The sequence below is a fragment of the Mesorhizobium sp. M1E.F.Ca.ET.063.01.1.1 genome (assembly GCF_003998155.1).
GTDB lineage: Bacteria > Pseudomonadota > Alphaproteobacteria > Rhizobiales > Rhizobiaceae > Mesorhizobium.
This window is the reverse complement of record NZ_RZSC01000336.1, coordinates 1-6,171: the sequence shown is the minus strand read 5'-3', so window position 1 is coordinate 6,171 and position 6,171 is coordinate 1. Positions and strand designations below refer to the sequence as shown.

General features: G+C 55.1%; 6 protein-coding genes. 4 read left to right on the top strand and 2 right to left on the bottom strand.

The features are described from left to right. The 3 genes from EOA29_RS21640 to EOA29_RS21630 all read left to right on the top strand — a co-directional run. On the top strand, window positions 1–671 hold a 671-nt coding region (locus EOA29_RS21640), incomplete at its 5' end, for a molybdopterin cofactor-binding domain-containing protein (RefSeq protein WP_145969731.1). 54 nt (window positions 672–725) lie between these two features. After that, on the top strand, window positions 726–971 hold the full coding sequence (locus EOA29_RS21635; RefSeq protein WP_126094485.1) for a MoaD/ThiS family protein: 246 nt from the start codon (window positions 726–728) through the stop codon (window positions 969–971). Window positions 972–1,451: 480 nt separating this feature from the next. Beyond that, window positions 1,452–2,228: a hypothetical protein gene (locus EOA29_RS21630; protein ID WP_126094486.1), complete on the top strand. Its 777-nt coding sequence runs from the start codon at window positions 1,452–1,454 to the stop codon at window positions 2,226–2,228. A 99-nt stretch (window positions 2,229–2,327) separates the two neighbouring features. Here the strand turns inward: EOA29_RS21630 and EOA29_RS21625 are convergent, their stop codons facing one another. Further along, entirely contained in the window at window positions 2,328–3,869 is a 1,542-nt protein-coding gene (locus tag EOA29_RS21625) for a hypothetical protein (RefSeq protein WP_126094487.1), read from the bottom strand. Window positions 3,870–4,065: 196 nt separating this feature from the next. Here EOA29_RS21625 and EOA29_RS21620 point away from each other — a divergent pair, with 196 nt between their 5' ends. Next, window positions 4,066–5,424 carry a hypothetical protein gene (locus tag EOA29_RS21620; RefSeq protein WP_126094488.1) on the top strand — a complete coding sequence of 453 codons (1,359 nt, stop codon included), beginning with the start codon at window positions 4,066–4,068 and terminating at the stop codon, window positions 5,422–5,424. 71 nt (window positions 5,425–5,495) lie between these two features. Here EOA29_RS21620 and EOA29_RS21615 read toward each other — a convergent pair whose 3' ends face one another. Then, on the bottom strand, window positions 5,496–5,909 hold the full coding sequence (locus tag EOA29_RS21615; protein ID WP_126094489.1) for a DOPA 4,5-dioxygenase family protein: 414 nt from the start codon (window positions 5,907–5,909) through the stop codon (window positions 5,496–5,498). Window positions 5,910–6,171: the final 262 nt, after the last annotated feature.

Sequence of the window (6,171 nt, the reverse complement as noted above, 5' to 3'; positions counted from 1 at the left end):
TCTCGGCCGCCCGCAACGCCATCAAGGTGCTGCGCGAGCGCGCGGCGCAGATGTGGGACATTCCGGTCGACGACGTCGCCTGGGAAAAGGGCCATGCGGTCGCCAAGGGCGAGAAGCACGGTAATCTGGGAAAACTGTCGCTGAAGGAGATCGCGGCTTCCTCCGGCAAGACCGGCGGGCCGATCGCCGGCCACAGCGAGCTCGTCGCCGACGGCGCCGGCGTGTCCTTCGCCACCCATATCTGCGACATCGAGGTCGACCCCGAGACCGGCTCGACCAGGGTGCTGCGCTACACGGTGGTGCAGGACGCCGGCAAGGCGGTGCACCCGACCTATGTCGAGGGCCAGTACCAGGGCGGTGCCGCGCAAGGCATCGGCTGGGCGCTCAACGAGGAGTATATCTACGGCAAGGACGGGCGGCTGCAGAACCCCGGCTTCCTCGACTACCGCATCCCGGTGTGCTCCGACCTGCCGATGATCGACACGCAGATCCTGGAGATTCCCAACCCCAACCACCCCTACGGGGTGCGCGGCGTCGGCGAGACCTCGATCGTGCCGCCGCTGGCGGCGATCGCCAATGCGGTGTCGAACGCTGTCGGCGTGCGCATGACGCACATCCCGATGTCGCCGCCGCGCATCCTGGCGGCGCTCGAGGCCGAACGGGAAGGCTGATGCTGAAAAACGCGAAGCGATTTTCAGCTACGGTCCAATGAGGATCTGAGGCTAATGGTCGAAGTCACGCTCTGGGGCTCGCTCGGCGCCGCCGCCGGAGGCCAGAGCAAGCTCGACATCGAGGCTAAGGACATAAGGGAGCTGTTCCGGAAACTTTCGGAACAGTATCCCGCCTTCGAACCCCTGATCGATCGCGGCATAGCGGTCGCGATCGACGGGACGATCTATCGCGATACATGGTCGAAAGAGCTGCCGCCTGGGGCGGAGATTTTCCTGCTGCCGAGATTGGCGGGGGGGTGATGTAGGGAAGCGGCGGATAAAGTGTAGCACAGTCAGACTTTCGCACTTAACCTATGCATTTGCCATTTTCACTAAATAAACGGCTTTGACAAACCTCGCAAGGTACCTTTCAAGACTAATATTGATTCGATTTCAAGGATCAGCGTTTTGAAACATCCAGTACACCCGTGGAGCAATCTGGCTGGCCCACCAGTTCGTAGCTCTCCTGCGATCGGGCCTGACGACCGCAACCGCAGAGACTACAGCGGATTCATAAAACTACGACTTGCTCATAGCAAAGGAAGAACCTATCTCATCCCAGACGTACTAATTGGGGTCAGTGAACTTCGGTTTTTCTTGCCAAGCTTTTTCTCGCCACCGCTCATCGCGTTTAACGTCGAGGATGATCGGCATATTGCCGATTTCAGCTTGGACATTGGCCCACCTCGCGCTTCCAATTTTGCAAGGCTCTTGGTGAGAGTCCGGTCTGAGGATCGAGTTTTGAACTACGAAGACGGAGCCCAACTCTATCGGTGTACGTTTGATGGGCCGAAAAGACTTGCAAGCTTGGCGACAGGGCTCTGTCGACGGACACCAGACGGCGATTTCGCGCTTAGACTATATCATCACACTAATCGGGCCGCGGCTGCGAACATCAGGAGGACCAACGAACTTTGGTCATCACAATGGAATTTAGCAGGCACGCGCAATCTGCTCAACGTCGCTTATGGCTATTTCACGCCCTTGACCAATATAAATAACGAGCAAGACCTTCGCCGGATAGCGATGTCCTCCGATGAATTCATCAATTTTCAGACGACATCGAGCAGTACTAGAGAGAAGGTCCTGTCTCTAAAAGTCTATCGAGGAAGCACGACGGACAGAGTAGCTACTATTGGCTTCGACTTGCAATGCGCAGTAGTAGCACCTAACCATCTATACTTTCATCCGAACGTTGGCACAAACCCAGCCTACTATGAAGTGGTAGGACCCGAAATTGTGCGAGTCGGCGTTCGACCATCCGCCAAACTTCTCATTTCCGGGTCAAACATTGAGATCGAAAAGGCAGATCTCAAACGCTTTGAATATGTTATTTTGGGTGATACTGGGACGCTCGATGGGTTGGCGGCTCCTTACAACGAGGAAGAAACAAAAGAAGTTGCTATCCTGGAAAAGCTTAACGCACGCAATGACTTTTTTCAATTTTGGTGGACAAATCAGAATACCGACCAGGTCACAGGTCGATCATTTGAGCACCGTGAAATCGATAGCAAATAACATATGATGGTTGCCGCGCTGTTTAGCGCGGTCGAAAGTGCGCTCTTCTTCATCAGTTGCGACTTTGGCGCGCCGGTGCAGTTGGAGATTCATAGTTGCCTAGGAATTGATCGCATCGAGGCGATCAAAACCAGGCGACCCGTAGATGCGTATCTCGTGTCCTTCAAATGCGGGCCGTATATCGGCCACACCCAATGTAAGAAAGCTTTGGTTGATCTCCCGTTCGAAGTCAGCCTGAAACTGCTGCTCAAGACCGTCGCCCGTTGCAGCGTAGCTTTCGATGATTCGAGGGTCGCCAAGTGCAAAGTGTTTTTGCGGACCTGTCGCATCCTCACGGATCACCGGCCGCTCCACAATCGCGAAAAAAGTCGCTGAACCCACTGTCACCTGCGCGGAATAGAGCAGCCGTTCCGCGCCTACTGGAACCCTCTCAACATCGGTAAATTCAAGAGTGCAGGCTACTCCTCTGACGGCAGCAATCTCTTGAAAGCGGCCCAACTCTGCCGAAGCTCGCACCACATCTGCAATTGAGAGTTCAACATCGTCCGTGGAGAGCGAACGAAGGAACTCCAGAACCGGGTAGAGCTGGTGCCAGCGACCGTCCGCAGCTTTTCGCGCTCGACCTCCGTAGATGCGCCTGCCCCCGGCCCAAATTTGCATGTCCGTGTCACTGCTTGTGACAAGCGTCAATAATCGGACGTGCGCCACCAACGCACCTAAACTTCGGCGCTCTTCGATTGTGATTTTGCTGTTGAATTGAACGCCGTTGTCGCTGGTTGACCAAACTAGGTCCAAGAACTCAGAGCTGAAGCGTGCATAACCTCTCGGAAAGGTCGTAAACGCCGCCTTCCCCGGTATCACAATCGGGGTGTCTTTATTCTTTGCCCGAATTCTGATCTGGCAACTATACCAAGTTGCGGGCGATGCCGTTAGGGTCGCGGTGCCGGCGAGCAATTGGCCACGTTTGTCTGGCAGTCCAAACCGCTTCGGAACAAACTCGAAATTTTGTATTTGCACCTCACCAATACCCAGAAAAACTTTGGCAACTTCGTCCGCGTTTTCAACTTGGAAACTGAATTTAATTGAAGCGTGACCTTCCTCATATCCAACTGACCGAAAGATGTTTAGCTTCTTACTTTGATAGTCGACACCGACCGCTATGATCGTCTGCTCAATCCATTGGACCAGGTCTTCGGTATGGTCGTCGCTACCATCGAATGAAATCGCGAGCGTTCTTTTGTGAAGCTTTTCGCCCGCTAGATCTGCCAGGCGTATCGCCTTCAAGCTTTCCGTTATCAGATCGCCCCAAATGTGACGCGCATATATTCGTCGTTCACCCGACGCAGGTCGATGGAAAAGAACGATGAACCAAGGATGGCCCTGTTGGGCCATTCGGCGAGCGTTCGACAAGGTGATTGACGTGCTGCGATAGCGACCAATCGTCGATTTTATTTGTGCATATGCAGAAAGACCAGCTGGTTGTGCCTCCGCCGGCACGAAGTTTGGGTCCGGCGGAAATTCAACGAGGCAGTCCCAGCCTGTCTCATCCTCGTTGACGACCTGTGGATACACGCCAGCATTTGCGCAAATAGTGGCGAACTCATATTCGCTGGCTTTATCAACGCGAGGCTTTCTCCCCATTCCCTTACTCCAATACTGCCGATCACACTGCGGAGAACCGCTCAACTAAGGTGAGACAGGAAAGAATATGATTCCGGCCCAATCGACTCTAGTGATCCTAAGTGCTCATTCCTACGTGTTAGGAGACCTATTTTCCTGTAGGTTCACTGTTTCTTCCAACGTTAACCTTTCAAGAGTGAGAAACGTTAGTGTAGACATGCTTCGCCTCGATCGCCTGCGCGACCAGTTTGCCTTCGGTTTTGGATCTACACCGAGAATAGTTGAGCAATCTCTCGAAATAGAACAGAACCTTTCCGCAGGTATGACGCCAGGCCTCTATCGCATCGCGAGGGTAACCCTTTCGGTTGACGGCGATGGGGAAGACGTCGACCCCCAACAATTTAGCGTTACCTTCCCCCCTACCGTTATTTTTCAAATACGGTCTGCAATTGAAATCCCTGCTTCTCCAGAAACAATCGCAAAGCGGGCAGAGGCCATAATTTTCCGGCGGTCTTTGCTCGCTCGAAAGCCACATATCGTTAGCCCTCTGGAAGAATCGGATGAAGGACTACGTTTCCTGGTCCGCGTATTCGGTGTCGGTTGCCTGATTCACCAATCCCAACAGCTAGAGGGCTTTTCCATATTTCCGCTTGGAGTTGGACTTTCACATCGCGACATGTGGGAGATTGTAAACGGCTTCCTCGAAAGCGACGGATCTGAGCCGCTACCCTTTATTGAGACCACCGAACAATCATTTCAGGCGTCAACTCCGATATTCGTTATCTCATACGAACAAGTGGTCGCCGACAACGTCGACGCAGCGTTCAAATACTGCGCGCAGCACGCTCAACGTGTCTTCAGCATACTGGGTATAGACCGAGGGCAAAAGCCTAGAGCGTTCGCCTATGTGGTTGCTCAGTATGATACGAATCGGTGGTGGCATGAGTTCGTTTTTCCCGGCTACAGGGGCAATTTTGCTGTTGACTTCAATCCAGTTGAAACTGGCAATTTGATAGAGAGATTGCTCCCAAGACTGGAGACGAGTCCATTTTCTCGACTGATTGTCGCCACCTATGCGGATGCTACCGCAGAACCCGAATACGGATTTGCGGTTTTGCGCTTTTGGTCAGTGATGGAACTTGTCGCGGAACATAGCATTCCAGGCGGCAAACCAGTCCATCACCCAGATGGATCGCCAATTCTGAAGGCGAACGGAAAAGCCGAAACCACGAACAGCAAACATGGCAGGGTTTACGAATACATCCTAGCGGGTGGCACCTATGAAATGTTTGGGAACTACGTTGAAGAGGGCGTCCAAAAAACGTTGTACATAGGGGGTTCTACAAGCACCAGTGCCCAATCGGCCACCGAAGCTATCGCCCTGTGGGATATGGTTCGCGCCGTCTACGCAGTCAGGAATTCAATCGCACACGAAGGCCAGTTTGATATTGCTAAGGCGCAGGCGGGCGACGAGTATGAGCGGTTAGCAGTCCGCCTCATGACCGGCGCACAAGGAGTGACGCCCTTGGAATATATCAAGTGGCAGGCACGGCGCGCCATTTGGCGAGAGATTTAGCCACCGCCAAAGGATCGTACCATCCCGCAATCGCTGCTCAACCAACACCTGCGAAGAGCCTTCGCCGCCCCCTAAGCCCCCAGCGTCGGCTCCGTATTCACCTCCAGCGCCTCCTCCGCCTCGTCCTCCTCGCCAAGCACATCGCCCTTCACCGCCAGCGGGCGGCCTATCCAGATCGGGTCGACCAGGTGGTCGCGCTTGGGGTTGGTGGTGTTCGGGTGGATGAGGATGCTCAGGCCGCCGTGGTTCAGCATCAGCCACGGAACCAGCGTCGCGAAGATCTCGTTGGCGAACGAGACCTGGTACATCGCCTGCTGATGCGGGCCGACCGGCTCGTCGCGCCAGTTGCCCAGGCGCACGCGGAAACGTTCGCCGATGCGCAGGCGCAGCCATTCGGCCTGCTGCCGCTCGGCCGGCCCGTCATAGTAGATATGGGCGTGATAGCTGGCAATCTCCGCGATCGGCCTTGGACTGACTTCGTTCACCTCAATCCCCCCTTCGATGACATAGCGCCCGGCAGAAGCTTACCCGAAGCGCGGACGCTTTGTCTGTAGGGGGTGCAGGGCAATCGCATATGGCAGCGCTGCCCCCTCTCCGTCCGCTGCGCGGCCACCTCTCCCCCATTTCATGGGGGCGAGGAAACGCTAATCGCTGACGTCGCGGCCTTGAGAGCCTGGGTTCCTCGCCCCCACAAAGTGGGGGAGAGGTGGCTCGGCGAAGCCGAGACGGAGAGGGGGGCGCCATATG

What these genes read in the sequence shown, in the direction of transcription:
- EOA29_RS21635 (WP_126094485.1), top strand. Translation starts at nt 726, where the DNA reads ATGGTCGAAGTCACGCTCTGGGGCTCGCTCGGCGCCGCCGCCGGAGGC.
- EOA29_RS21625 (WP_126094487.1), bottom strand. Translation starts at nt 3,869, where the DNA reads ATGGGGAGAAAGCCTCGCGTTGATAAAGCCAGCGAATATGAGTTCGCC.
- EOA29_RS21620 (WP_126094488.1), top strand. Translation starts at nt 4,066, where the DNA reads ATGCTTCGCCTCGATCGCCTGCGCGACCAGTTTGCCTTCGGTTTTGGA.